We start from the raw sequence: 25,245 nt of genomic DNA, 5'->3' as shown, positions 1-25,245 counted from the left end.
ACGCGGAATCGCACCCGAATACACCCCTGCATTCGACTGCGTGAGCTCATCCTGCCCCCACGGCAGGAAGACAGAGCCCAGATATTCCCCAGTGAGTCGACAGTAGCCTATTCACCGGCGAAAGTCACGAACCGCAGCGCAGTTCTTCCCGAGAGATCTTCGGAGCCTCGATCAGCGGCGTGACAAGAGCGTCGGTGAGCCGCTCGCCGGCGCCCTCACCCTGGAATTCCACCGTGATCGTCGTCGACTCTCCGGGGGCGAGCAGGACGTCGTGCTGCACCACCGAGCGGTCTCCGAGCGTGGTCGTCTGCACGCCCTCCTCGGCGCCGTCGCGGTCGATGTGCGACGGTGTGGATCCCTCCGGGCCGTATACGGCGATCAGGGTGCCGACCGATCCCGGGGCGACCCCGTAGACACCGTCGCCGGTGACGTACGGCGGCAGCGATGTCGCCGCATCCGCCGGCGCGGTGTTCGTCCAGGTCACCCGCACCTGCGTCGTCGCCTTGCCTTGGCAGGTGCCGACGGCCGTGGTGATCGAGGCGCGCGTGTAATAGTCCATCTTCGCGCCGGTGGCGTCGTTCATGAGCACCCCGACGTAGGTCGCATCGGCGCTGTCCTCGGGGATGGTGCCGCCGAGGGCGGAGCCGGCGAGCACCGCCTCCTCGTCCTCGTGCGCGCTCCAGATGCGGATGCGGCCCTCGCCCGCCGATTCGGCCAGAGCGCCGATCAGAGCCTTCGGGTCGCCGCCGGAGAGCGCAGCGGCGAAGAGACCGCTCGCCGCCTGCGCGAAGACGTCGTCCTGAACGGCCGGATCGGGGATGGCGGCGTAGATCTCGGAGAGGAGGATGCTGATCACCGTCTCGGGCGTCGCCGTGAACGGGCCGAACGTCAGATCTCCGGTGGCGGCCATCAGGTGCTGCGCCACCACGGCGTCGACGGCGATCACGCCGTCGATCTCGCCGCCGAACCGGCCCTGCCAGCGCGCCGCGATCGTCGCACCCGCTTCGGAGAAGTCCGGGATGCTGGTGATGTTCTGCAGGTAGCGTCCCGGGCGGTCCTCGAACAGCGCGATCGTGGACTCGCTGAGGGGGAGGGCCGTGTCGAGCGCGGGGAAGTCCGTGGTCGACGCTTGCAGGCCCAGCGTGATCCGGCCGCCTTCGGCGTGCAGCAGCGCGATGGAACCGATGATCCCGCCGGATGAGCGCACCTCGGCATTGTTCTGCATCGCCAGCACGTAGTTGCGCGGACCGTCGCCGCCGAGCATGGTCGGCAGCAGCACCGAGGCGCCGTGCAGCGATCCGACCACGGTCGCCGCTTCGGTGACGGAGGAGCGCAGCTCCCGCACCGCGTCGGCGAGAGGCGGAAGCGTGGCATCGGCGTCGATCTGCTGGGCACGCTGCTCTGCCGAGGTGAGGGCGGCGCTGGCCGTGCCGAGGGGCTTCTCGATCTCGGCGAAGGGGGCGAGGTCGATCGCGCCGCCCGTGAAGCCGAGGCTGGCCAGATCGAAGTCGGCCGCGACGCCGAGGAGCGGAGTGAGAGCGTCGGCGGACACGTCATCGGCGATCTCGGCGACATCGCTCACCGCACGGAAGTTCGGCCCGAGCCAGGGGATGACGCCGAAAGCCTGCCAGACCGGGTCGGACGTGAGGTCGTGCGCCGAGCGGGCGTTCCCGGCGATGCTCTTCGCGATCGGCTCGGCGCCGTCGAGGTCGCCTTCCGCGATCGCCGTCTTGAGCTGCGACGCACCCGCGGCGACCTGTTGCAGGTCGCTCACCGCGCCGATCCCGCGGACCGTGACCCAGCCGATCAGGATGACGAGCAGCGTCAGGACGATGCCGACGGTCCAACCGACCCATCGGCGCCGCCGGGGAAGTCGACCGTCGCTCACGTGAGCATTCAAGCATGAACAGCGGGCGAGCCGGAGATCGGATGCTGTGGGAACCCTGATATTCGTGCGGCGCCGGGGCGAGGCTCCGCAGGGGAAGGGCACCGCGAGGATAGCCTGATCCCATGGGTGCTCGGCTGCGTGTGGTTCTGGATCAGCTCGTGCATGTCGTCGACGCCGACCACGCGGCGGCGGCCGTGGACCTCACGATCGGACTCGTTGCGACAGCGCCTTCCGGCTGCACCGTCGACGCCATCGTGCCGGCCGGTGCCGAGGTCACGGTGACCGGCGTCTCCGACGTCCGCACGCTCAATCTCGGTCGTCGTGAGCTCGCTGCCGCCTGGCAGATGGGCATCGCGCCGGGCGTCGGCGGAGGCCTGATCCATTCGCCGAGCCTGATGGCTCCGCTGGTGCGCCACGATCGGGTGCACGACAACGACCAGACGACCGTCACCGTCTGGGATCTGCAGGCGTGGGATGCCCCGGAGCTGCTGTCGAAGAGCGCGGCGGGATGGCAGCGCGCCATGCTCAAGCGAGCGGTGAAGCACGCGGACGCCGTCGTGGTGCCGTCGCACGCCGTCGCCGAGCGGCTGTCGGAGTTGGCCAGGGTCGGCGACCGGGTGCGGGTCATCGCCGGAGCCCCGCCTCGCGGTTTCGCCGCGCCCCGTGACGCCGACGCGCGCCGCGCGGCGTTATCGATCCCCTCGGAGTACGTGGTGCTCACGGGCACCGCGGCATCGCTCGAGGCGGGATTCCGCGGCGCGGTCGCCGCCGGTCTCGACGCCGTGGTCCTGGATGCGTCGGAGGGATCGGAGCCCCGTCTCTCCGAGCTGGCCTCCATCACCGGCCTCCCGGAGCGGCGCGCGCATGTCCGCGGCACGCTGTCACCGGAGGACCGCGCGGCCGTGCTCGCCGGCGCCGCCGCTTTCGTCGCCACGAGTCCTGTGGCCGGCTGGCCGTGGCGTGCCGTGGAGGCGATGACGGTCGGAGTTCCCGTGATCGCGGTCGACAGTGGTTCGCACCACGATGTCGTCGCGGACGGCGGAATGCTGGTGTCGGAGACCGACCTGCCGGATGCCGTCGCCGAGGCATCGCGAGCAGCCGGAGCACGCCTGCGCGTGCTCGCCGCCGACCGCTCGCGCGCGTTCTCCTGGGCGAGCTCGGCGGAGCGTGTGTGGGGGCTGCACGCCGACCTCTGATGGCTGAAAACCCTCTGGGCGTCCGCGCAACACGCGCACTTCATACAGCGAATTCTCAGTAACAGTGGCATCATCCTGCAACTTCCGTCACACTGGTCACATGTCTCGACGTGCCCCACGCTCGCGAAACACCCTGAGGATCACCCGACTCCTCACCTGTTTCCTCGCTGCCTCCGCCCTGATCGTCGGCACGGTCGTCCCCGCGACCGCCGCCACGGCATCCGTTTCCGCGTCCGGCGCCAGCCTCGCCCGCGTGTCCGGCACCCCCGCCGCGACAGGCATCGCCAAGACCACGCTCGCCGGTTTCAACGCGGGCAACATCATCAGCGATGCCGTGTTCACCAACAAGAACTCGATGTCCGAGGCGCAGATCCAGGCGTTCTTCAACAGCAAGGTGTCGCGCTGCCTCGGCGGCACGGATTCCCAGGGCCGCCCCATCGTGTGCCTCAAGGACTTCACGATCACGACGGTGACCCGGCCCGCCGACGCCTACTGCTCCGGATACACCGGCGCCGCGAACGAATCGGCCGCACGTGTCATCTACCGCGCGGCGCAGGCCTGCAACATCAACCCGCAGGTGCTCATCGTGATGCTCCAGAAGGAGCAGAGCCTGGTCACCAGCAACTCGCCGAACCCCGGGCGTTTCAACATCGCACTCGGACAGGGCTGCCCCGACACCGCGCCGTGCGACCCGCAGTACGTCGGCTTCTTCCATCAGATCTACGGCGCCGCGCGCCAGATGCAGATCTACATGGAGGGCAAGTGGTTCCAGTGGTACGCACCCGGCAGGACCTGGAACATCCTCTTCAACCCCAACACCGCGTGCGGCTCGGCACCCGTGTACGTCGCGAACAAGGCGACCTCGGCGCTGTACTACTACACCCCCTACCAGCCCAACGCTGCCGCGATGGCGGCAGGGTACGGCGAGGGCGACGGATGCTCCGCCCACGGCAACCGGAACTTCTACAACTACTTCACCGACTGGTTCGGCTCCACGCAGGTCCCGACCTCGATGCTGCCGACGCTCTCGTCGATCGACATGAGCTCTTACGTGCTCGGCGTCGACTCGGCGGGGGAGGCCTGGGGATATCCGTTCCTCAACGGCGCGTGGGGCGATCGGGTCAAGGTGGGCACCGGACTGACCGGGCTCAAGAAGTTCTTCGGCGTCGGCGACCTCGACGGCGACGGCCACCGCGACTTCGTCGCGATCAAGACCTCCGGTGCCGCGCAGGTCGTGCGGAGCAACGGCTCCACGACTCTCGGCGCACAGACGGCACTGGCGGGCGACTGGTCCGGCGTCGTGCTCGCCACACCGGCCGGCGACTTCGACGGCGACGGCATCCCCGATCTGTTCACGACGGACTCGGCGGGACGACTCATGCTCTGGAGCGGCAATGACCGCGGTGGCTTCGTCGCTCCGCGCGTCGTCGGCTCCGGCTGGTCCGCGATGAACCTGATCACCGGCAACGGCGACTTCGACGGGGACGGCCGCGCCGACCTCGTCGCCCGCGACGGTGCGGGTCGCCTCTATGTCTACTCGGGCGACGGGAACGGATCGTGGAAGGGCTCCAAGCAGATCGGAAACGGCTGGCAGGGCTTCACGGACATCTTCAACTCCGGAGACTTCAACGGCGACGGCAGGCCCGACCTGCTCGCGGTCGACGGTGCAGGAACCCTCCGCCTGTATCCCGGCGCGGGTGGCGGGGCCATGAGCTCGGCGATCGCGATCGGGATGGGGTGGCAGGGCTTCAACGCGTCCGCATCAGGTCCCGCTGTCGCGGCGCCTCGTGCCCTTCCGGCAGGTGCCGGCAACCTCGACGGCGTGCCCGGCGGCGACCTCGTCGGCCTCACGACGTCGAACGAGCTGCGCGTGTACGGCCTGAAGCGCGACGGCAACTGGGGCGGCGTGCTCCGTGTCCCGGGCACGTGGGCCGCGACCGACCGAGTGATCCCGATGGGCGACTTCAACGGCGACGGGTTCAACGACATCGGCCAGATCGATGCGGCGGGTGTGTTCTACCTGCATCCCGGCATCGCCGGCGGCGGCTTCGGTGCGCGTGTCGTCATCGGAAGCGGCTGGGGAGGATTCCTGCGGGTCGCCGGCAACATCGACTTCGACGGCAACCGTCTCCCCGACGTGCTCGCCGTGGATTCCAAGGGCGACCTCCTCCTGTACCGCGGCAACGGCAAGGGCGGCTGGACGACCGGATCCGGTCTCATGATCGGCCAGGGCGGCTGGGCGGGCTTCACCGATCTCTTCAGCGTCGGCGACTTCGACGGCGACGGCGCGGCCGACCTCATGGGTCGCACGAGCGGTGGAGTGCTGATGCTCTACTCCACGACCGGCGACGGAAACTGGGGCAACGCTCGGCCCATCGGACAGGGCTGGGCCGGCATGTCGTTCGTCTTCAGCATGGGAGACATCGACGGAGACCGCCGCGTCGATGTTCTCGGGATCGCCGCCAACGGCGACATGTACCTCTACCGCGGTGACGGACGGGGCTCGTGGCGAGGCGATCAGCCTCGCATCAACGCCGGCTGGCAGATCATGAAGCAGCTCTTCTGAGCGGCCTCCTGCGCGGCGCGAGGGCACCCTCCGGGGTGTCCTCGGCCCGTTTCCAGGGGTGCCATAGAATACTGGGATGCGTCGTGGCGACCGCCACCGCAGCTGAATGAGTGGGCCAGTGACAGATACCCGAGATCTTTTCGCCGTCGTCCCGCGTTCCGAGTTCGATACCCCCGGCACCAGCCGGGGGCTCATCGATGTCGTGCGCTGGCGTTATCTCCTGTACCTGCTGGTGCGGACGGGCGTCACGACCCGATACCGCAACTCGGTGCTCGGCTGGACGTGGTCCTACGTCCGACCCGGAGCGCAGTTCCTCGTGTTCTGGGTCGTGCTCGGGCTCTTCCTGAACCTGAACCGCGACATCCCGAACTACCCGGTGTACCTGTTCTCCGGCATCGTGGTCATCAACCTCTTCTCCGAGGCCTTCAAGAACGCCACGACCTCGATCGTGAACAACGCGCCGCTCGTGCGCAAGGTGTTCCTTCCTCGGCAGCTCTTCGCCGTGTCGTCGGTCCTCGTGGCCTTCATCCACTTCCTCCCGCAGCTCGCGCTGCTGCTGGTCGTCTGCCTGTTCCTGGGCTGGATACCGAGCGTCTCGATCCTCGGCGTGCTCGCCGCACTGGCCGCGATGATCATCGTGTCGCTGTTCGCGCTCGGCATCGGGCTGTTCTTCGGCGCGCTAAACGTGCGGTTCCGCGATGCGGAGAACATCGTCGAGCTGCTGCTTCTCCTCGCGACGTGGGCGTCGCCCGTGCTCTACGCCTGGACGATGGTGCAGGACGCGATGGACAAGCTCGGATGGCCGGACTGGCTCGTCAACCTCTACCTGCTCAACCCGATCACCCAGGGTGTCGAGCTGTTCCACTACGCCTTCTGGCGTCCGGTCACGGACACCACGCTGGCCCTGCCGCCCGACCTCGCCTGGAACTCGCTCTGGACGTTCCTGATCGCCGTGGTCACGCTGCTGCTCGGCCAGCTCGTCTTCCGCCGTCTCGAGGGAAAGTTCGCACAGGACCTATGAGCACTGCAACCGCTTCGCGCCCCAGCATCGTCGTCGACGGCGTGCGCAAGAAGTTCACCCTCAACCACGCGCTCTCCTTCAAGGACACCGTCGTGGCATGGATCCGCCGTCGCAAGACGAGCAGCACGTTCGAGGCGCTCAAAGGTCTCGACCTCGTCATCAATGAGGGCGAGTCGGTCGCGATCCTCGGCCTGAACGGCTCGGGCAAGTCCACCCTCCTCAAGCTGATCTCGGGGGTCATGGAGCCGGATGACGGCGAGGTGCTCACGCGCGGTCGGGTCGCGGGTCTCATCGAGGTCGGTGCCGGCTTCCACCCGGAGCTCTCCGGGCGAGAGAACGTGTTCCTCAACGCGGCCATCCTGGGGATGCAGCGCAAGGAGGTCGAGGAGCGCTACGACGAGATCGTCGCCTTCAGCGAGATCGAGCAGTTCATCGATCAGGAGGTCAAGCACTACTCCTCGGGCATGTTCATGCGGCTCGCCTTCTCCGTGGCGATCCACGTGGAGCTCGACGTGCTCCTCGTCGACGAGATCCTGTCGGTCGGCGATGCGCCGTTCCGCGAGAAGTGCCGCCTCAAGTTCGCTGAGCTGATCGAGCAGAAGAAGACGCTCGTCGTGGTCAGCCACGACATGGAGATGGTCCGCGAGCTCTGCACCAGAGGCGTGGTGATCAACAAGGGCGAGGTCGTCTACGACGGTGAGATCGAGGGCGCGATCGCGCTGGTCGACGAATGATCACCGACTGGCTGGCGCAATCGGGGCTCTTCGCCCTGACCCTGGCCGTGGTGTTCGTGCCGGGTCTGCTGATCGGCCTGATCCTCCGTCTGCGCGGCCTCGTGCTGTGGGCGGCTGCTCCGGGGATCTCGGTCGGGCTCCTGTCGGTGCTGGCGATCGTGTACGCGTTCCTCGGCATCCGCTGGGGACATCTGAGCGTGGCCATCGGCGTCGCGATCGTGGGCGCGCTGCTGTACGGGCTCTCGCTGCTCGCCGGCCGTGGCCGCTGGGTCTCGCTGCCGACTCGACGTGACCGCAGGGCGAACCTGCTGCTGGCGGCGGGACTGATCATCGGCGGCGGCCTGAACGCCGCGCGCCTGATGACGTATGTGGGCCTGCCGAGCGCGATCTCGCAGACGAACGACGCCGTCTTCCATCTGAACGCCTTGCGCTGGATCGCGGAGACCGGCAGCGCATCCTCGCTCGACGTGTCCGGCCTCATCGGCGGCACGTCGTTCTATCCCGCGGCCTGGCATGCCGTCGCGTCGCTCGTCGCCGTCGATGTCGCACAGATCCCCGTCGCCGCCAACATGGTGTCGCTCGTGATCGCCGCGGTGATGTGGCCGCTGGCGATCGCGCTGTTCGCGCAGGTGGCGAGCCGCGGCGACCGTACGGTCACCGCATTGGCGGCCGCGCTGTCGGCCGGGCTGCTCGCGTTCCCGCAGCTGATGTTCGAGTGGGGCGTGCTGTACCCGTACGCGCTGTCCCTTGCCGTGGTGCCGGCCGCCGCGGCGCTCACGATCAACCTGCTCCGCACCTGGATGGGTGCAGCCCCCGGCGAGAAGCTCCACCGCGCGGTCGGCTTCGGCGTCGCCGCCGTGCTCGCCGTCGCGGGCACGACGCTCGCGCAGCCGTCGTCGGTCCTCGTCTGGGGCGTGCTGGTGATGCTGTGGCTCACCGCGATCGTCCTGCATCGCTATCGCGCGAGCGACCGTCTCTTCCGCCGGCGCTCACTGGTGGTCCTGCTCGGCGGATGGGCGGCGGTCCTCGTCGTCTGGCTCGCGCTTGCGTATCTCGCCGGGAGCGTGCTGTGGCGGTCCTACCGCGGCGTGCCGGGCGCGTTGCTCGACGTCGTGCTGAACAGCCATTCTCTGCTCCCGGCGGCGTGGGGGATGAGCGCGCTGCTGATCGTGGGCATCGTGGTCGCGATCCGCGAGCCGCGTCTGCGGTGGCTGATCGTCGCCTGGGCCGGGATCTCGGTGCTCTACGTCGTCAGTGTGGCGACCGACCTCCCTGTGATCAAACGCGTGCTCACCGGTCCCTGGTACGGCGACTCCTTCCGCCTCGCGTCCATCGTGCCTCTCGTCGTCGTGCCGCTGGCGGCCATCGGGCTCGCCGCCCTCATCCGCGCGATCGCGCGCCGATGGTCGACGGTTGCGGCCCTGGGCCGACGGCCCCTCACCGGCCTGGCGATGCTCGTCACAGCCGCGGTCGGCGTCATCGGCGTCGTCGTCGCCCCCGTCATCCTGCTGCGCGTGGCGGCCGACACGGACGAGCAGTCGCGCTATGCCATGGATGCCGAGAGCTACCTCTCGTCCGACGAGTACGCGCTCCTCCGGCAGCTCCCGGAGCTCATCCCCGAAGATGCCGTGATCATCGCGAACCCGTCGACCGGTGCCGCGTTCGCCTACGTGCTGGGAGACCGGGACATCATCCCGCGCACCTGGTCCCCGCCGCAGTCGCAGGCATGGGACACGCTCGCCTCCGCGATGCGCGACGCCGATGAGGATCCTGCGGTCTGCGACGCCCTCGCCGCGTACGGCGCGCCCGAGTACGTGCTCGACTTCGGCATCGGCGGCACGGGTCCCGGCGAGTACCTGATGCCCGGGATGACGGGCTTCGAGGGGCAGGCCGGGTTCACCGAGGTGGCGCGCGAGGGCGAGGCCAGTCTCTGGCGGATCACCGCCTGCGACTAGCGGTTCTCCGGCTGACCGGCATCCGATCCATCGGGCTGTTCCGACGGGCTGGACGCCTGCAGCAGGGCCAGCTTGCGCGCCAGCAGAGTCAGCCGACGCTGCTGCGCGGCGTTGCGCCGCGACTGCGTGTACACGAAAACGAGGAACATCAGCACGAGCGCGTAGAGCAGCAGGTCGGTGCCTCGGCCGACGCCGACGAGGTTGGCCACCCACGTGAGCCACTGCGGGAAGAGGATCGACACGATCGCGACGAGCACGAACACGCCGAAGAGCAGGCGGCGGATGGCGAGATGGCTGTCGGCGCCGGTGCGACGCATGAAGACGGCGCCGATGGCGACGACACCGACGATGAGGACGATCTGGATCCACATGGCGTTACCTCACGATCAGGTCGACGAGGATGTTGACGGAGTTGAGCACCGACTGACCCTTCGACTTCGAATAGTCGGTGTACAGGAGCTCGACCGGATGCTCGATCCAGGGGAGTCCGGTGTGGCCCAGCTGGAGCACGATCTCGGTGGCGTGCGCCATCCGATCCTGCTGCAGCTGGATCTGGCTCGCGGCGTCGGCGCGGATGACGCGCAGACCGTTGTGCGCATCGGTGAGCTTGACGCTCGTGGTGAGGTTCGTCACCCAGACCGCGGTCTTGAGGATCACGCGCTTCATCCACCCGGGATTGGTGCGGTCGTCGAGGAAGCGCGACCCGAAGACGATCGCCGCCCCCGACTCGCGCGCCGCGGCGACCATGGCGATCGCGTCGTCGACACGGTGCTGGCCGTCGGCGTCGAAGGTCACGATGTACTCGCACCCCGGCTGGGCGAGGGCGTAGTCGATACCGGTCTGCAGGGCGGCGCCCTGACCGAGGTTGATCGGGTGCTCCACGATGTGCGCACCGGCCGCCCGCGCCTCTTCCAGAGAGCCGTCGGTCGAGCCGTCGTCGATGCAGACGACGTTCGGGAAATGGGGGAGCAGGGTCGCGATCACCCCCGAGATCACAGTCGCCTCGTTGAACAGCGGGACGACGACCCAGGTATGCGGATCGGGGCTGGCTGGGTTGATCACCCTCCTATCCTCTCAGGAAACGAGTGGGTGAACAGATAGGATGACCGAGTCCCCTTCTTCACCCACGAGGAGAACCCGTATGCCCTCACCGACCGATGTCCGGATCGTCGATTCGGCCGATGTGTCCCCTGAGGCGAAGATCGGAGCAGGCAGCTCCATCTGGCATCTGGCGCAGGTGCGCGAAGACGCGCAGCTCGGTGAGAACTGCATCGTGGGCCGCGGCGCGTACATCGGAACGGGTGTCGTCCTGGGCGACAACTGCAAGGTGCAGAACTACGCCCTCGTGTACGAGCCCGCGAAGCTCGGCGACGGCGTGTTCATCGGCCCCGCCGTGGTGCTCACCAACGACACCTATCCGCGTGCGATCAACGCCGACGGCACGATCAAGAGCGCGCACGACTGGGAGCCCGTCGGCGTGACGATCGAACGCGGTGCCGCCATCGGCGCGCGCGCGACCTGTGTCGCTCCCGTCACGATCGGTGCCTGGGCCACGGTCGCCGCCGGGGCCGTGGTGGTCAAGGACGTGCCGGCGTACGCACTCGTCGCCGGAGTTCCCGCCCGCCGCATCGGCTGGGTCGGCGAGTCGGGCGTGCCGCTCGTCGCCGGCGACGACGACAAGACCTGGGTGTGCCCCTCCACGGGCGCGCACTACATCGAGACTGACGGAACACTGATCAAGGAGACCGTGTGAGCGAGTTCATTCCCCCCGCAAAGCCGATCATCGGAGACGAAGAGCGCGCTGCTGTCGACCGCGTGATGCGCAGCGGCATGATCGCGCAGGGTCCGGAGGTCGCGGCATTCGAGAGCGAGTTCTCCGCGCATTTCGTTCCCGGTCGCCCCTCGGTGGCCGTGAACTCCGGCACCGCCGGGCTCCACCTCGGTCTGCTCGCGGCCGGCGTCGGCGCGGGCGATGAGGTCATCGTCCCGTCGTTCACCTTCGCGGCGACCGGCAACTCGGTCGCGCTCACCGGCGGTACGCCGGTGTTCGTCGACATCGAGCCCGACACGTTCTCGCTCGACCCCGAGGCGGTCGCCGCGGCGATCACCCCGAAGACCAAGGGCATCCTCCCTGTGCACCTGTACGGCCACCCGGCGCGGATGCGCGAGCTCGAGAAGCTCGCCGCCGAGCGCGGGGTCGCGCTCTACGAAGACGCGGCGCAGGCGCACGGCGCTTCGCTCGACGGCCGCCCCGTCGGCTCGTTCGGCGAGTTCGCGATGTTCAGCCTCTACCCGACGAAGAACATGACCAGCGGCGAGGGCGGCATGGTCACGACGGCGACCGACGAGATCGCCCGCCAGGTGAAGCTGCTGCGCAACCAGGGCATGGAGCGCCAGTACGAGAACGAGGTCATCGGGTTCAATGCCCGCATGACCGACATCCACGCCGCCATCGGGCGCGTGCAGCTCACCAAGGTCGACGCCTGGACCAAGACCCGCCAGGCGAACGCGGCGTTCCTCGACGCGAACCTCCAGGGTGTCGTCGTGCCCCCGGTCGCCGACGGCGCCGTGCACGTGTACCACCAGTACACGATCCGCGTGCCCGAAGACCGCGACGGCTTCGTCGCGGCGCTGAAGAGCGAGCACAACGTCGGGGCCGGTGTCTACTATCCGATCCCGAACCACCGCCTCCCCTCGCTGACGCACTTCGCCCCGGGGCTCGACCTGCCCGAGACCGAGCGCGCCGCCCGCGAGGTCGCCTCGCTCCCCGTGCACCCGTCGCTCAGCCAGGACGACCTCGAGCGCATCGTCGCGGCCGTCAACGCCGTCGCCGGAGCGGGCGCCTGATGGGCAACCTGCGGGCCGGTCTGCTCGGCGTCGGGATGATGGGGCGTCACCACGCCCGTGTGCTGCGCGACGTCGACGGCGTCGACCTCGTCGCGATCGCCGACCCGGGGGGAGACCCCCATGGCGTCGCGGGCGGCCTCGAGGTCCTCCCCGACATCGATGCGCTCATCGCCGCCGGAATCGACATCGCCGTCGTCGCCGTGCCGACGCGCTTCCACGAGGACGCCGCGCTCAAGCTCGCCGACGCCGGTGTGCACACGCTCGTCGAGAAGCCGATCGCGCACAACGTCGAGGCCGGTCGCCGGATGACCGACGCGTTCGCCTCGCGCGGACTCGTCGGAGCCGTGGGCCACGTCGAGCGCTTCAACCCTGCTCTACAGGAGATGCGCCGCCGCCTCGAGGCGGGCGAACTCGGTGATGTCTTCCAGATCGCCACGCGTCGCCAGAGCACGTTCCCCGCCCGCATCGCCGACGTCGGTGTCGCCAAGGACCTCGCGTCCCACGACATCGACCTGACGAGCTGGGTCGCCCAGAGCGAGTACAAGACCGTCTTCGCGCAGACCGCTCACCGCAGCGGCCGCGAGTTCGAGGACATGATCACCGTGACCGGTCGCCTGGCGAACGGCGTCATCGTCAACCACCTCGTGAACTGGCTCTCGCCGATGAAGGAGCGTGTCACGGTCGTCACCGGAGAGCGCGGCACGTTCATCGCCGACACCTCCACGGGCGACCTGACGTTCTACGCGAACGGCACGATCCCCCTCGAGTGGGACACGATCTCCTCGTTCCGCGGTGTGTCGGAAGGTGACATCACCCGGTACTCCTACGCCAAGCGCGAGCCGCTCAAGGTCGAGCATGAGGCGTTCCGCGACGCGGTGCTGGGCAAGCCGAGCGATCTCGTGACGATGGAGCAGGGTCTGCACACCCTCGCCGTCGTCGAAGGCGCGGTCACCTCGGCCGCCACCGGCGTGTCGACCACTTTCTGAGCAGCGGAGCGTATGAAGAGAATCTGGCCGGTCCTGAGAGACCTCCTGCCCCTGCTGCCGGAGGGCGCGAGACGATACTTCGCCGGGTACATGGTCGCGACCACCGCGATCACTGCGCTCGACGTCGTCGCGATGTCTCTGCTGGCACTCATCATCGGGCCGGCGTTGTCGGGTGGCACCCTGTCGCTGCCGATCATCGGCGAGGTGCCGACGGAGTCGCTCCCGCTGCTCGCGCTCGGCGCCTGCGTGCTCATCATCATCAAGTCGGTGCTCTCCGTCACGCTGCACTGGTTCGCCACCCGCCGCTTCGCCAGGTACGAGCTGGAGATCGGCGATCGGATGTTCAAGGCCTACATCAACTCGAGCTGGGAGGAGCGGTCGAAGCGCTCCGTCGCCGAGATCACCCGTATCGCCGATGCCGGTATCGCGAACACCATGGCCGGGTTCCTTCTTCCCCTGATGCGGGTTCCGAGCATGATCTTCACGTTCGTCCTGATCATCGCGGTGCTGCTCGTGGCCGATCCGCTGACCGCGGTCATCGCGTTCGGGTACCTGGGCCTCGTCGCCCTCATCGTGCACCAGGTCGTCACCAAGCGGTCGCTCGAGGCCGCGCAGGTGAACCTCACCTACAGCTACCGCGTCGCGATCCTGATGACGGAGATGATGGAGGCGCTCAAGGAGCTGAGTCTGCGCAACCGTCTGTCCGAGGTCTCCGACCTCGTCGCGACGAACCGCAGTCGTTCGGTGCGCGCACGTGCCAACGGAGGGTTCCTGGGCATCATCCCTGGCTTCGCCTTCGAGGCGGCTCTGATCGGCGGTGTCATCCTGATCGGCGGATTCGCCTTCTGGCAGGGCGGCATCACCGCAGCCCTGTCATCGGTCGCGCTGTTCGCCGCGACCGGCTTCCGTCTCATCCCCGCGATCACCGGCATCCAGGGTGGCATCGTCCAGGCTGTGGCGAGCACCCCGGCGGCGCTCGACGTGATCGGCGACCTCATGTCGGCCGAGAAGGACATGGAGTCGTCCTCGACCCCTGAGGACACGGCCGTCCTCGCGGAGAGCCCGCGCGAGCTGCGGCTCGACGACGTCCGCTTCCGCTACCCGAGCGCGTCGGAAGACGTCATCCGCGGGATGTCGCTGGACATCCCGCTGGGAAGCTCGCTCGGCATCGTCGGACCGTCGGGTGCGGGCAAGTCGACCCTGATCGACCTCCTCCTCGGCCTGAGCCAGGCGTCGCGGGGCCTGATCTCGATCGACGGCGCGCCGCTCAACTCGGTCCTCAAGCAGTGGCGAGGACGTGTCGGCTACGTGCCGCAGCGTGTCGCCCTGTTCGACGGCAGCATCGCACAGAACGTGGCGTTGACGTGGACCGAGGAGGTCGACGAGGAGCGGGTCCTGAACGCGCTCGAGCGTGCGCAGCTCGGTCCGCTCATCCGCTCTCGCGCCGGCGGCATCCACGAGCGCATCGGCGAGCGGGGCGTGTCCCTGTCGGGCGGGCAGCAGCAGCGCCTGGGTATCGCGCGTGCGCTGTACACCGATCCGCTGGTGCTCGTGCTCGATGAGGCGACGAGTTCGCTCGACACGAAGACCGAGGACGAGGTGACGAAGTCGATCCGGGCCCTGCAGGGCGAGGTGACGCTGATCTCGGTCGCCCACCGTCTGTCGACGATCAAGGACTACGACCGGATCTGCTACGTCGACGAGGGTGTGATCGCGGCATCCGGGACTTTCCTCGAGGTCGCGTCGATGCTTCCGGACTTCGCCGAGCAGGTCGTTCTCGCAGGACTCGCCCGCGACCTCGACTGAGAGCGACCTCGACGGAGGCGTCCCGGTCTCAGCCGGCGTTCATCGAGCGCAGTCCCGCGAAGAGCGTGCGGAACGGTGCCTGCCGGTGCAGGGCGAGCAACGGATTCCTGGGCGTGAGCGCGCCGACGGTGCGATAGTTCCAGCGCGCATCGAGCAGGTGGAGGATGCGCGCCGGGTCCGGCGTGGCTTCCTGGAGCTCGTCGAGGACCTGGCGGTCGACCCGTGCGAGGAGTCGCAGCACTCCCGGCGCCATCCGCTCGAGGCGGTCGATCACGGCGATGAGGTCTCGTCGGTGCGCTTCCAGGCCCTCCGGTGCGTTCACCCGGGCGAGAACGGCGTCGAATACGTGCACGCGGAGGACCTTGATCGCCAGCGCCTGACGGTCGGCGCGACCCAGCGAGGGATACCAGGGCGTCGCCTCGATCGCGTCGAGGAACGCGAAGTCGGCCGCCACCTCCCTGCTCGAGAATGTGACGCGGTCGTCGGCGTCGTCGTGCACGAGGTAGGCGGGTCCGGCCATGTCGTAGGCGATGTGCGCGCCGGTGAACCAGAGCGTCGCGGTGTAGGCGAGATCCTCACCGGAGGGCAGGCCCTCGGTGAAGCGCAGATCCGCGAAGCGCTCCCGATCGACGACGCCGAGCGGCGCGGACCGGTAAGCCAGACGATCCTTCCGCGCGTCGAGCGCCCGCTGCCGTCGTCCGTTGCGCACGGGAGGGTACGGATCGCTCCCGCGTCCGACGATCCGGATGCGCGCGAGCACGGTCGACGCGCCGGTCTCGGACTGGAGGCGCACCCACGAGTCGATCGCGCCGGGAGCGAGTTCGTCGTCCGACCCCATGACGGCGATGAGCGGGGCGGTCGCCTGGTCGAGGCCGTGGTTCATGGGTCCGGCCGGGGAGCGGATGCCGTCCTCGAAGGGCAGCAGCCGCACGCGGTCGTCGGACATCAGCGATCCGAGGTTCGCCTCGATCACCGACGGATCGATGTTGTGCGCGACGACGCTGACGCGGACTGCGGTCGAGGTGCCGTCGAGGACGGACTTCACCGCGCGATCCACGGGACGCGTGGCGGAGTGGACAGGAATCACGACGTCGATCTGCGGGGTGCTCATCACTGGAATTCTACGGCGCGACGGGGTGCCGCCGAGCCGCCGGGTATCCTGGGTTATCGACCGCCCCCGATACCGGAACCGAGACAGATGTCGCTGCCCTCCCGAAACGTCCTCGCCGAGCCGACACAGCGACTCGACGCACTGACCGGACTCCGGTGGTGGGCGGCGTTCCTCGTCTTCTTCTATCACATGCTCGTCTTCGCTCCGGTGCCGGGAGTGCTGGCGCAGGTGTTCTCGTACGGGTACTTCGGGGTGACGTTCTTCTTCGTGCTCTCGGGGTTCGTGCTCACGTGGTCCGCCCGGCCCGCGGTGTCGACCTCGACGTTCTACTGGCGGCGGTTCGCGCGCATCTGGCCGTCGCACATGGTGGCGCTCATCCTCGCCATCCCGGTCTTCTACACGTTCGCGGCGGTCCCCGAGGGAAGCTTCCTGAAGCCGTTCGACCTCGCCATCCTGGCGCTGTCGGTCGTGCTGCTCCAGGCCTGGTGGTCGAACCCGCTGATCCTGTTCTCGGGCAACCCGGCCGCCTGGACGCTGACCTGCGAGGCGTTCTTCTACGCCCTGCACCCGTGGATCTCGCGCGTGCTCGTGCCGATGGCGAAGCGCGGAGCGCTCCTCCTCGCGGCGGGTGTCGTGCTCTACGCCTTCGTGTACCGGTTGGGCGTCGCGCTGGCGCCGGAATCCTGGCTGCCGCTCGTTCCTCTGCCGGTGCAGCGTCTGCCCGAGTTCGTCCTGGGCATGGCGCTGGCCTGGGCCATGCGCAACGGCTGGCGTCCGCGCATCCACCCCTTCGTCGGCGTCGGCGCGATGGCGGCCGCGATCCTCGCCATACTCCTCAGCACCCGTCTGAACGGGGTCATCCCTCTGATCGGATACGTCGGGACGTTCGCGAACGAGCTGTTCACCGTCGGATGCGCGATCGCCATCGTCGCTCTCGCCTCCGCCTCGCTGCGGGGACGACGTGTCTTCTTCGACACCCGCATCCAGGTGAAGCTCGGCGAATGGTCGTTCGCGTTCTATCTCATCCACGCGACCGTCATCTACACGGCTCTGCGGTTGTTCGGGCTGCAGCCGCCCTCGTGGACGAACCTCATCTGGTACGTCGTCCTGCTGGCCGTCTGCATCGTCGCCGCCTGGGCTCTGCACTCGTTCGTCGAGCGTCCGCTCGAGCGGCGGATGCGCCGCTGGAAGGACAAGCGCGATGCGAAGAGGTCAGTTCCCGTCGGCGTCGCCTGAACGGGTGATCCAGCCGTCCAGGAGGACTGCGGCGCTGCGCGCGCCGGAATGCACCGCTTCGACGTAGGCGGGCCCGCGTGCGGCGATCTCTCGTGCGCCGTCACGGTCGGCGAGCAGCCCGCTGACGACGGCGTGCAGGGTGTCGGGCGTGGCCTCGACGATCGGCAGGGCCAGCCCTGTCTCGGCGAGGATGTGTTCCCGCACCTGCGGGAGGACGTGACCGACGACGATCCGCCCCGCCGCCATGGCCTCGCACGCCGCGACGCCGTAGGAACCGATCCGGAACTGGTCCAGCACGATGTCGGCGCCGCCGATGACGCCGGGCATGCTGTCGGAACTCACGCCCGACACGAGCTCGTATCCGATGGTCTGCGCATCGATCAGGGAGCGCAGAGCGGGCTCGATGTGATGGCTGCCCTTCTGCACCGGAGAGCTGGAGACGTGGATGACACGGGCGGTCTGCTCGGAGAGGACCGGGCGGTCGCTGGCGAACCGCGCGACGTCCACGACGACAGGGCACCAGCGGGCCCACGGGATGTCGAGGAGGAGGTCGGGCGTGGAGACGAACGTCGGGCGCCGGAGCGTCTCGAGGAGGTCGGCGTTCGCGTCGGCGTCGGACTGGAGCGTGTCGGTGCGCGGATCCTCGGGATACGGCGACCAGGGGGTCAGGGCGGCGTGCGACCGCGGGCTGCGGATGTCGGTGCCGTGGCTGAGGAACGCGACCGACAGTCCGGCGGCTTCGAGCGCCTCGACCTCGGAGAGCACGCTACGCCCGAAGAGCCCGCCGAAGATCGGGCGCTCGGCCTCGATGAGGACGTGGGTGAAGCGCTGCACCGCTTCCCACTCGGCACGCTGCCACTCGGCTGAGGCGCTGTTGACGGCGATCGGCACCGTCGTGTCCGCGCGGAAGGCGAATCCGCCGGGGATGTCCACGGCCATGTTGCGTGCCCCCACGTCGCTCTGGGCGCGTTCGAGCGCCCGAGCCCAGAGGAAGCCCTGACCGGAGTAGTTGGTCGGTGCGATGTAGACACGGATGACGGAGTCCGGCACCTGCGTGTTCGGGGCGCCGCTCGACCCGAGGATCCGATAGGCGAGTCGGCCGATGAGTCCGTCGGGGTGGCGCGCCGGGGCATCGATGATGCGAGCCATCCAGCCCGGCAGCGACGACCGACGGCGGACCAGCCATCCGGCGAGGTCATGCAGTCCGGCCATGTCAGTCCTCCTCGGACCGCGCGGCCGCGGACTCGATGTTGTCGACCACGCGACGCGCGACCGCGGAGAGCGAGTGCTCTTCGGCCGTCCAACGTCCGAGCGCGACCCTCTCCTCGGCACTGGACGGGTCGGCGGCGAGCTGCGCCATCGCGATGGCGATCTGCGACACGTCGTACTCGCACGCGATCCCGGCGCGCACGTGACGGTTCGCCTCGCGGAGGAACGGCGCGGTCGGTCCGGGACCGGCGAACAGCACAGGGCAGCCCGCGGCGAGGGAGGAGTAGGCCTTGGTCGTGAAGGCGTAGTCGTAGCCGGTGTTCGGACGCAGTGTCGCCATGCTCGCGACGGCTTCGTTCAGGTGCGGGAGAAGCTCCTCGGCCGGCATCGCCGGGATGAACTCGATGGCGTCGGCGACTCCGGCAGCGCCCGCCCGCTCCTCGATGAGCTCGCGCTCGCTGCCGTTGCCGATGAAACGTAGCGTGTAACCGGGGTGATCTGCCGAGAAGATCCCGAACGCGTCGACCAGTGCCTCAGCCCCGTGCCATGGCGAATAGCTGCCGGCGTAGACGAAGAGAGGCCGCACCGGTACGGCGGGATCGGGGGCGAACGCGCCCGTGTCGGCACCGAATCCCGTCACCGCGATCTTCCGGCGGACACCGAGCGCACGTGCGCGCGTCACGACCCCCTGCGAGATGGTGACGAGGCGCTCGGCCCCGCGCATCCCGAAGCCCTCCATGGCGCGGAGCACGCGGATGACGAGGGCGGAGTTCGTCGCCTGATCGGCGGCATCCGACCACACATCCGCGGCGTCGTAGACGTACGGGATCCGGCGCAGGGCGCACACGACGCGGACGACGACGCCGGTGGTGGGAGGGGGCTCCATGAACACGACATCCGGGCGCCGCATGAAGAGCATCCGGAACGCCAGTGGGATGTCGAAGCTCAGGTACGGGATGTAACCGCGCACATACCCCTGACGATCGCGGACGACGGGGAACGTGCGCACCGTCTCCGCGTACCGCGGAGCCTTCATCCGCTTCGGCAGTCGGGCCGTCAGGACGACGACGTCGTTGCCGCGGCCCGTCAGCTCGTCCGCGATCGCGCCGAGGAACAGCGACGCGGCAGAGGGCTCCGGTCGGTAGATGCGCGAGACGATGGTGACGAGCATGGAGATCAGACCGTCAGGAAGTGCTTGACGAGCACGTCGCGCGAGAAGGTTCCGTCGTGGAGCCGACGGACGAAGGCGGGGCCGGACTCGGCGATCGCGCGATAGTGGTCGCGACGTGCGACGATGTCCCGCAGCACGGCCTCGATGTCGTCAGGGTTCGCCTCCACGACGGGCAGCGGCATGGCGGCGTGGCTCTCCACCTCGGTACGCACCTGGTCCGTCACGTGGGCCAGAACCAGACGGCCGGCGGCCATCGTCTCGCACGCCGCCACACCGTAGTCGCCGACGCGGAACTGATCCACGACGATGTCGGCGGACGCGAGCACGGCCGGCATCTCCTCGTTCGGAGTGCGGTCGAGCTGGACGAACTCGATGAGACCCTCGTCATGAAGCCGCTGCGCCGCCGGCACGATGAGGGGAGTGCCCTTGACATGAGGATTCGTCGGAGCATGGATGACCTTCAGCCGGTCGCGTTCCAGCACGGGTGCGTCATTCGCCCACTTGTCCGGCTCGATGACGACGCCGAGGAAGTGCGCGTCGGGGAGGTCGATGAGGAGCCCGGCCGTGGACACGAACGTCGGCAGTCCGAGTTCGGCGATCACCCGCAGGTTCTCCGCGACGACGGTCTCGACCCGCTCCGCGGCCACCCATTCGTCGCTGTCGACGAAGTGGGACCACGGCGTCGACTGCAGGTGCGTCGACGGCAGGCGCACATCCGTACCGTGTCCGATGATGCCGATCCGTGCGCCGCCGGCTTGCATCAGGGCCACCTGGCGTCGCAGATCGCCGGAGAACATGCCGCCCAGCACCGGCACGCAGGCCTCGATGAGCACGTGGGTGTACTCCGCGGCGATGGTGTCGGCCATGGCGCGCTGCCACGCGCGTGAGTGCTCCGATGTCCGCCACGGTACGACGTAGTCCGCGCGGTACTGCAGGACGTTGTTCTCGGCGTGGACGAAGTTCCTGGCCGAGACGTCTCCGCCTTCCTCCATCGCCCGAGACCACCGGTAGCCCTGACCGGCATAGTTCACCGGGCCGATGAGCACGCGATGGCGCCGGGTCACGTCGGGATGAGGCGGCGGCGGAGGGACGACGCCCTTCGCCCGGTCGACTCCAGCGGCGATGAAGTCCTGCACGGACTTCGGGATCAGCTTCCAGATCCGTTCAATCGCGGGATGCATGTGCTTCGCCTTCCTGGTCGGTTCTGGCCCGAGGCGTGATCCAGTCGTCCCGCAGCACCGCGGCGGCCAGGCGTCCGTCGTGGACGTGGCGCACGAAGTCGACGCCGGCGACGATGAGCTCGGATCGGTCCGGCAGAGCGGCGAGGGAGCGGAGAGCCGCCTCGATGCCGGTCGGATCGCTCTCGACCACCGGAAGCACCCGACCGGTGCGGCGCTCCACCTCCGTGCGCACGCGCTCGGAGACGTGGCCCACCACGATGCATCCCGCGGCCAGCGCCTCGCAGGCCGCGACGCCGTACGAGCCGATGCGCACCTGGTCCACCACCACTTCGGCCGCGGCGAACACGGCAGGCATCTCCGCGCTCGGGACGCCCTGCACGAGCCGGAGGTCGATGATGCCCTCCTGATCGAGCTTCTCGAGCGCGGGAAGGATGAGCTGCGTGCCCTTCACCGTCGACACCGAGGGCACATGAGCGACCCGCAGGGGACCGTCGGGGCGGTGCGGGCGTTCCGTCGCCCAGCGAGCCGGGTCGACGACGACGGGGCACCAGCTCGCGGAGGGCAGGTAGTCCAGGAGGTCGGGTGTGGAGACGAAGAGCGGTCGGCCGCTCTCCTCGAGCAGGCGGATGTTCCGTGCGGCGAGGATCTCCGCCCTCGGTGCGTACAGCGCGGGATCGCCGTAGTGCGACCACGGGTTGTCGGACATGTGCCGAGAGGGGAGCCGCACGTCCGTGCCATGGGCGAGGTAGGCGACGTCCACGCCGCGCTCCACCAGTGCCGCAGCCTGGGCGACGACCGAGCGGGAGAGCATCCGTCCGAACGGCGGCTCCTCTGCCTCGATCAGCACGTGCGTGGCGCGACTCGCAGCGGCCAACTGGCGATCCTGCCATTCCGTTCCGTTGTGATAGGTCCCGACGGGAACGACCAGGTCCGCATCGAAGGAGAACCCGCCGGGCACATCGACGGCCATGTTGCGCGCCGAGATCGACGCGTCGGCGGCTTCCAGCGCCCGCGCCCATGCGCGCCCCTGTCCGGAATAGTTCACCGGAGCGATCAGCACCCGGATCGGCTTGTCCTCGAACTGCGTCACGGGAACGACGCCCGCAGGCGCGGCGGCGCCCAGGCGGCGTGCGGCGAGCCGGCCGATCGGACTCATCGGCGCGTCCGCGATCCGGTCGACGACGGAGTTGATCCAGCCAGGCAGACGATTGCGGTTCACGAGCGCGGAGCGATCGTGGAACGGGCAGCGGTCATCCCCTCAGTCTACCGAGACCGAGCTGCGTCCTCCCGGGAGCCGCCGCCGCGGCGTCCTAGACTGGTGCGCATGAGTGCCCGGATCGCAACCGTCGACGACCGCCCCGCAGCTCGCCGGATCGTGACGTCGTGGTGACGTCGTCGGCGCGGCCGACCGTCCTCATCCTCTCGTACGACGCGATCGACATCGATCCGCGCGTCATCAAGCAGGTGCGCCGACTCGCCGACGAGTACGAGGTCACGACGTGCTCGCCCGGTGCGTCCCCTGATCCCCGCGTCGAGCACATCTCCCTCGATCCGGATGATGTCCGCCCGAGAGGGCGGTGGGGCAACCTCATCGACGACATCGCCCGCGAGCGGGAATGGTTTCGCTGGACGTACGATCATGTGCCGCTCGTGCAGCAGACGAGGCGCCTCCTGAACGGGCGCCGGTTCGATGCGGTCATCGCGAACGATGCCGAGACCTTGGGCGCGGCGATCTCGGTCGCGGGGGCCGATCGCGTCCACGCCGACCTCCACGAGTTCTTCCCGGGGCTTCCCGTCGACGACACGAAGCTGGGTCAGCGACAGCGCCGGTACTGGACCTGGCTCATCACGCGGTTCGCGTCGCGCGTACGGTCGTCCACGACCGTCGGCCGCGAGATCGCGAAGCGCTATGGCGAGTACGGCCTCGACGCCGGCGTGGTGACCAACGCGACACCCCTCCGGGATTTCGCACCCACCCCGACCGGGGCCACCATCCGACTCGTGCACAGCGGCAATCCGTTCCGAGAGCGCGGTCTGGCCGAGATCATGCGGGCGGTCGCCCAGTCATCGGCGGACGTCAGCCTCGACCTCTACCTGACCTACAACCCGCCCACCGATCGCGAGCACCTGGTCGCTCTCGCCGGGGAGCTCGGGCCGCGGATCACCGTGCACGAGCCGGTGTCGCAGGCGGACCTGATCGACGCGCTCCACGGCTACGACGTGGGGATCCATGTGCTGCCGCCGACCAGCGAGAACAACGCGCTCGCGCTGCCGAACAAGTTCTTCGACTTCGTGCAGGCGAGACTCGGCATCATCGTCGGGCCGTCGATCGAGATGGCCGGCATCGTGACGGAGCGCGGCCTCGGTATCGTCACCGCGGACTTCACCGAGTCGAGCATCCTCACCGCGGTGAACGGGCTCTCGGCCGAGGCCGTCGACGGGTTCAAGGCCGCGGCGCAGACTCACGCAGAGGCACTCTCCGCCGAGGCGCAGGTCGAGAACTGGGCGGCGGCCGTGCGCGCGATCACTCGCTCCGCGTAGGTGCGGCGTCCAGCTCTGCGGCGGCGTCTTCGAGGTACTTCCTCGACCAGGAGAGCGCCAGCGCGACGCTGCCGACGTGGAGGTCCCCGGACTCACGGGCATCGACGGTGACGCCGTCCAGGTCCACGCGTGCTTCGACGCCTTCGTCCGTGAACAGGGAGTTCCAGAACTCGGTCTCCGCGGTGGGCGCGGGCCTGCCGATGTAGTGGTTGGCCGGCCTCAGTCGACGCACGAACTCCTGGACCGACGCCGGCAGGAGCCCGAAGAGCTCCGGGCGGGTGCGGGGGAGGCGCGGAGGCAGCACCGGCTCGGGGCTGACCGGTGCTCCGGTGTTCGCATTGGGCACGTCTCGCAGCGCGACGAGGCGCGAGTGGATCATCCGGCGGTAGTAGTTCTTGGCGATGATGTCGGTGGGGCTCAACGTGAGGAGCGCGTCCAGATAGGGCCCGGCCAGCACCGGGGTCACCGCCAGCACGTCGTGGGAGAGGATCGCCGGGCTGACGTAGCTGAAGCGCGGCTGACGTTCGAACATCGCCCACGCGCTGATCGCCTGCGCGGCTGAACGACCCGGCGACCGCAGCACGCTTCGGCGCAGGGAACGGTCGGCGGTCTTCGCGATGCCCTTCGCGCGGGATCCCGTGACGGCCACGCCGCGCGCGCGCCAGATCGGTGCGCGTTTGCCGGACCAGTCGCGCAGGGCCCAGCCGCGTGAGAAGCGGGAGACCATCAACGGCATCACGGGAACGTACGAGCCGATGAGGCAGTCGCCGGGCCAGGCGCCGACCAGCGTGACGTCGCCGTTCGCCGCCTTGGCGGACACCTCGTAGGCGAGGATGTTGCCTGCGGCGGCGTGCACCGAGACCTGACCGCCGGTGAGCGACCATCCCGACCGCGCCGCGTGCAGCGACATCTCGTCGAGTCGGGCCGTCCGATGCGGGAATCCGAGCGTCGTGGCGACGCGGTGCGCGACCTCGAGCTCCTCCGGCGTCGACAGGTCGAGCGTCACCGCCTCCGGCCTGTCCGGGCCGGCCTCCGCCAGAACGCCGAGGGTGAGCCTGCTGTCGAGTCCGCCGGAGATCTGAAGCGTCAGCGTGCGGTCCGGATCGTGCAGCGGTCCGATCTGCGCGACCGCGTCGCGCAGGGCCTCGTAGGTCTCGTCGGGACTGGCCGCAGGACGCGAGTACTGCATGCTCGAGCGACGAAGAAGCCGGACCCCGGGGCTCCCGGAGCCGTCGGTCTCGGCCTGCAGCGCTTCGCCGGCCACGAGGGCGTAGACCCCGCTGAGCGTCGTCTCCCGTCCGATGGCGTGGTGATACGCCAGGAGCTCGTAGGATCCCTGCGCGCTGAGCGTCGTGATGCCGAGGGCGAGCGCGACGAAATGCGGGTCGTTGGAGATGACCGTGTGGCGACCCGCCGTGCCGTGGTACAGCGGCCACGAGCCCGCGCGATCAGCCCAGACGTCGATCTGTGAACCGGCCGTCGTCGGACGAACGCGAATGGCGGCGAATTCTCCCCAGTTGTCAGGATCCTCCGTCGCGTGCCGGCCGTCGCGCCACCCGTCATCGCCCGCGACGTAGCCGCCGCGGAGCAGGAACCCGCTGCCGTCGGGCGCGTCGGTGATGTCGGCGTGCGAGGAGCCCGCGTCCCAGTGCAAGGACCCCCCGACGAACTCGCGTCGCCCCAGGTCGCCGAATCGCCCGGACTCCGCGAGGTGACGCGCATGGAGCTGCGCTGCTCGATCGACGCGATCCGAACTCCCGGCCGGATGCAGGCTCACTGCGAAGAACATGGTGACTC

Annotated in this window: 20 protein-coding genes; 11 read left to right on the top strand and 9 right to left on the bottom strand. The window is 68.9% G+C overall.

The genetic code is table 11. The features are described from left to right. Positions 1 to 124: 124 nt before the first annotated feature. Positions 125 to 1,888, bottom strand: coding sequence for a DUF4012 domain-containing protein (locus LC452_RS12870; protein ID WP_223625959.1), 1,764 nt, complete (start codon positions 1,886 to 1,888; stop codon positions 125 to 127). Between the two features lie 122 nt (positions 1,889 to 2,010). On the opposite strand from LC452_RS12870, the gene LC452_RS12865 reads away from it, so the two are divergent. From LC452_RS12865 to LC452_RS12845, 5 genes are all read left to right on the top strand, one after another. Further along, positions 2,011 to 3,084, top strand: coding sequence for a glycosyltransferase (locus LC452_RS12865; protein ID WP_223625957.1), 1,074 nt, complete (start codon positions 2,011 to 2,013; stop codon positions 3,082 to 3,084). Between the two features lie 100 nt (positions 3,085 to 3,184). After that, the gene (locus LC452_RS12860) at positions 3,185 to 5,650 is read left to right on the top strand and encodes an FG-GAP-like repeat-containing protein (protein ID WP_223625956.1); all 2,466 of its coding nucleotides are present in this window, start codon (positions 3,185 to 3,187) and stop codon (positions 5,648 to 5,650) included. Positions 5,651 to 5,768: 118 nt separating this feature from the next. Continuing rightward, the gene (locus LC452_RS12855) at positions 5,769 to 6,671 is read left to right on the top strand and encodes an ABC transporter permease (RefSeq protein WP_223625954.1); all 903 of its coding nucleotides are present in this window, start codon (positions 5,769 to 5,771) and stop codon (positions 6,669 to 6,671) included. Beyond that, positions 6,668 to 7,405 (top strand): ABC transporter ATP-binding protein, encoded by a 738-nt coding sequence (locus LC452_RS12850; RefSeq protein ID WP_223625952.1) that lies wholly within the window; start codon positions 6,668 to 6,670, stop codon positions 7,403 to 7,405. Before LC452_RS12855 ends, LC452_RS12850 begins: the two co-directional genes overlap by 4 nt. Continuing rightward, positions 7,402 to 9,360, top strand: coding sequence for a DUF6541 family protein (locus LC452_RS12845; protein ID WP_223625951.1), 1,959 nt, complete (start codon positions 7,402 to 7,404; stop codon positions 9,358 to 9,360). Before LC452_RS12850 ends, LC452_RS12845 begins: the two co-directional genes overlap by 4 nt. Here LC452_RS12845 and LC452_RS12840 read toward each other — a convergent pair. Both LC452_RS12840 and LC452_RS12835 read right to left on the bottom strand, forming a co-directional pair. Then, positions 9,357 to 9,731: a DUF2304 domain-containing protein gene (locus LC452_RS12840; protein WP_223625949.1), complete on the bottom strand. Its 375-nt coding sequence runs from the start codon at positions 9,729 to 9,731 to the stop codon at positions 9,357 to 9,359. The two genes, LC452_RS12845 and LC452_RS12840, sit on opposite strands and share 4 nt — an antisense overlap. A gap of 4 nt (positions 9,732 to 9,735) precedes the next feature. After that, positions 9,736 to 10,422: a glycosyltransferase family 2 protein gene (locus LC452_RS12835; RefSeq protein WP_223625947.1), complete on the bottom strand. Its 687-nt coding sequence runs from the start codon at positions 10,420 to 10,422 to the stop codon at positions 9,736 to 9,738. Positions 10,423 to 10,501: 79 nt separating this feature from the next. Here LC452_RS12835 and LC452_RS12830 point away from each other — a divergent pair, with 79 nt between their 5' ends. Genes LC452_RS12830 through LC452_RS12815 form a run of 4 tightly spaced genes read left to right on the top strand, consistent with a single transcriptional unit; the run spans position 10,502 to position 14,999 of the window. Further along, positions 10,502 to 11,113, top strand: coding sequence for an acyltransferase (locus LC452_RS12830; RefSeq protein WP_223625946.1), 612 nt, complete (start codon positions 10,502 to 10,504; stop codon positions 11,111 to 11,113). Then, positions 11,110 to 12,207, top strand: coding sequence for a DegT/DnrJ/EryC1/StrS aminotransferase family protein (locus LC452_RS12825; RefSeq protein ID WP_223625944.1), 1,098 nt, complete (start codon positions 11,110 to 11,112; stop codon positions 12,205 to 12,207). The genes LC452_RS12830 and LC452_RS12825 overlap by 4 nt, the downstream gene beginning before the upstream one ends. Next, the gene (locus LC452_RS12820) at positions 12,207 to 13,193 is read left to right on the top strand and encodes a Gfo/Idh/MocA family protein (RefSeq protein ID WP_223625942.1); all 987 of its coding nucleotides are present in this window, start codon (positions 12,207 to 12,209) and stop codon (positions 13,191 to 13,193) included. The genes LC452_RS12825 and LC452_RS12820 overlap by 1 nt, the downstream gene beginning before the upstream one ends. Positions 13,194 to 13,205: 12 nt before the next feature. Further along, entirely contained in the window at positions 13,206 to 14,999 is a 1,794-nt protein-coding gene (locus LC452_RS12815; RefSeq protein WP_223625940.1) for an ABC transporter ATP-binding protein, read from the top strand. A 28-nt stretch (positions 15,000 to 15,027) separates the two neighbouring features. Here LC452_RS12815 and LC452_RS12810 read toward each other — a convergent pair whose 3' ends face one another. Further along, positions 15,028 to 16,110 carry a glycosyltransferase gene (locus LC452_RS12810; protein WP_223625939.1) on the bottom strand — a complete coding sequence of 361 codons (1,083 nt, stop codon included), beginning with the start codon at positions 16,108 to 16,110 and terminating at the stop codon, positions 15,028 to 15,030. 87 nt (positions 16,111 to 16,197) lie between these two features. Between LC452_RS12810 and LC452_RS12805 the strand changes: the two genes are divergently transcribed. Further along, positions 16,198 to 17,346 carry an acyltransferase gene (locus tag LC452_RS12805; protein ID WP_223625937.1) on the top strand — a complete coding sequence of 383 codons (1,149 nt, stop codon included), beginning with the start codon at positions 16,198 to 16,200 and terminating at the stop codon, positions 17,344 to 17,346. Here LC452_RS12805 and LC452_RS12800 read toward each other — a convergent pair. From LC452_RS12800 to LC452_RS12785, 4 genes are read right to left on the bottom strand one after another with little or no spacing between them, the layout of a single operon-like run. Continuing rightward, entirely contained in the window at positions 17,323 to 18,558 is a 1,236-nt protein-coding gene (locus LC452_RS12800; RefSeq protein ID WP_223625936.1) for a glycosyltransferase, read from the bottom strand. The genes LC452_RS12805 and LC452_RS12800 overlap by 24 nt on opposite strands. Position 18,559: 1 nt before the next feature. Continuing rightward, a complete protein-coding gene (locus tag LC452_RS12795; RefSeq protein WP_223625934.1) occupies positions 18,560 to 19,726 on the bottom strand; it encodes a glycosyltransferase family 4 protein in 1,167 nt (388 codons plus the stop codon). Positions 19,727 to 19,731: 5 nt separating this feature from the next. Beyond that, positions 19,732 to 20,907: a glycosyltransferase gene (locus LC452_RS12790; RefSeq protein WP_223625932.1), complete on the bottom strand. Its 1,176-nt coding sequence runs from the start codon at positions 20,905 to 20,907 to the stop codon at positions 19,732 to 19,734. Further along, on the bottom strand, positions 20,891 to 22,126 hold the full coding sequence (locus LC452_RS12785) for a hypothetical protein (RefSeq protein ID WP_223625931.1): 1,236 nt from the start codon (positions 22,124 to 22,126) through the stop codon (positions 20,891 to 20,893). Before LC452_RS12785 ends, LC452_RS12790 begins: the two co-directional genes overlap by 17 nt. 164 nt (positions 22,127 to 22,290) lie before the next feature. Here LC452_RS12785 and LC452_RS12780 point away from each other — a divergent pair, with 164 nt between their 5' ends. Further along, the gene (locus tag LC452_RS12780) at positions 22,291 to 23,448 is read left to right on the top strand and encodes a glycosyltransferase family 1 protein (RefSeq protein WP_223625929.1); all 1,158 of its coding nucleotides are present in this window, start codon (positions 22,291 to 22,293) and stop codon (positions 23,446 to 23,448) included. Here the strand turns inward: LC452_RS12780 and LC452_RS12775 are convergent. Next, positions 23,432 to 25,237, bottom strand: coding sequence for an asparagine synthase-related protein (locus tag LC452_RS12775; protein ID WP_223625928.1), 1,806 nt, complete (start codon positions 25,235 to 25,237; stop codon positions 23,432 to 23,434). The genes LC452_RS12780 and LC452_RS12775 overlap by 17 nt on opposite strands. Positions 25,238 to 25,245 lie beyond the last annotated feature (8 nt).

Origin of the sequence: Microbacterium sp. EST19A, from assembly GCF_019969685.1 — a bacterium.
Classification (GTDB): domain Bacteria; phylum Actinomycetota; class Actinomycetes; order Actinomycetales; family Microbacteriaceae; genus Microbacterium.
Note: the sequence above shows the minus strand (reverse complement) of the source record. Positions and strands in the feature narration are given on the sequence as shown.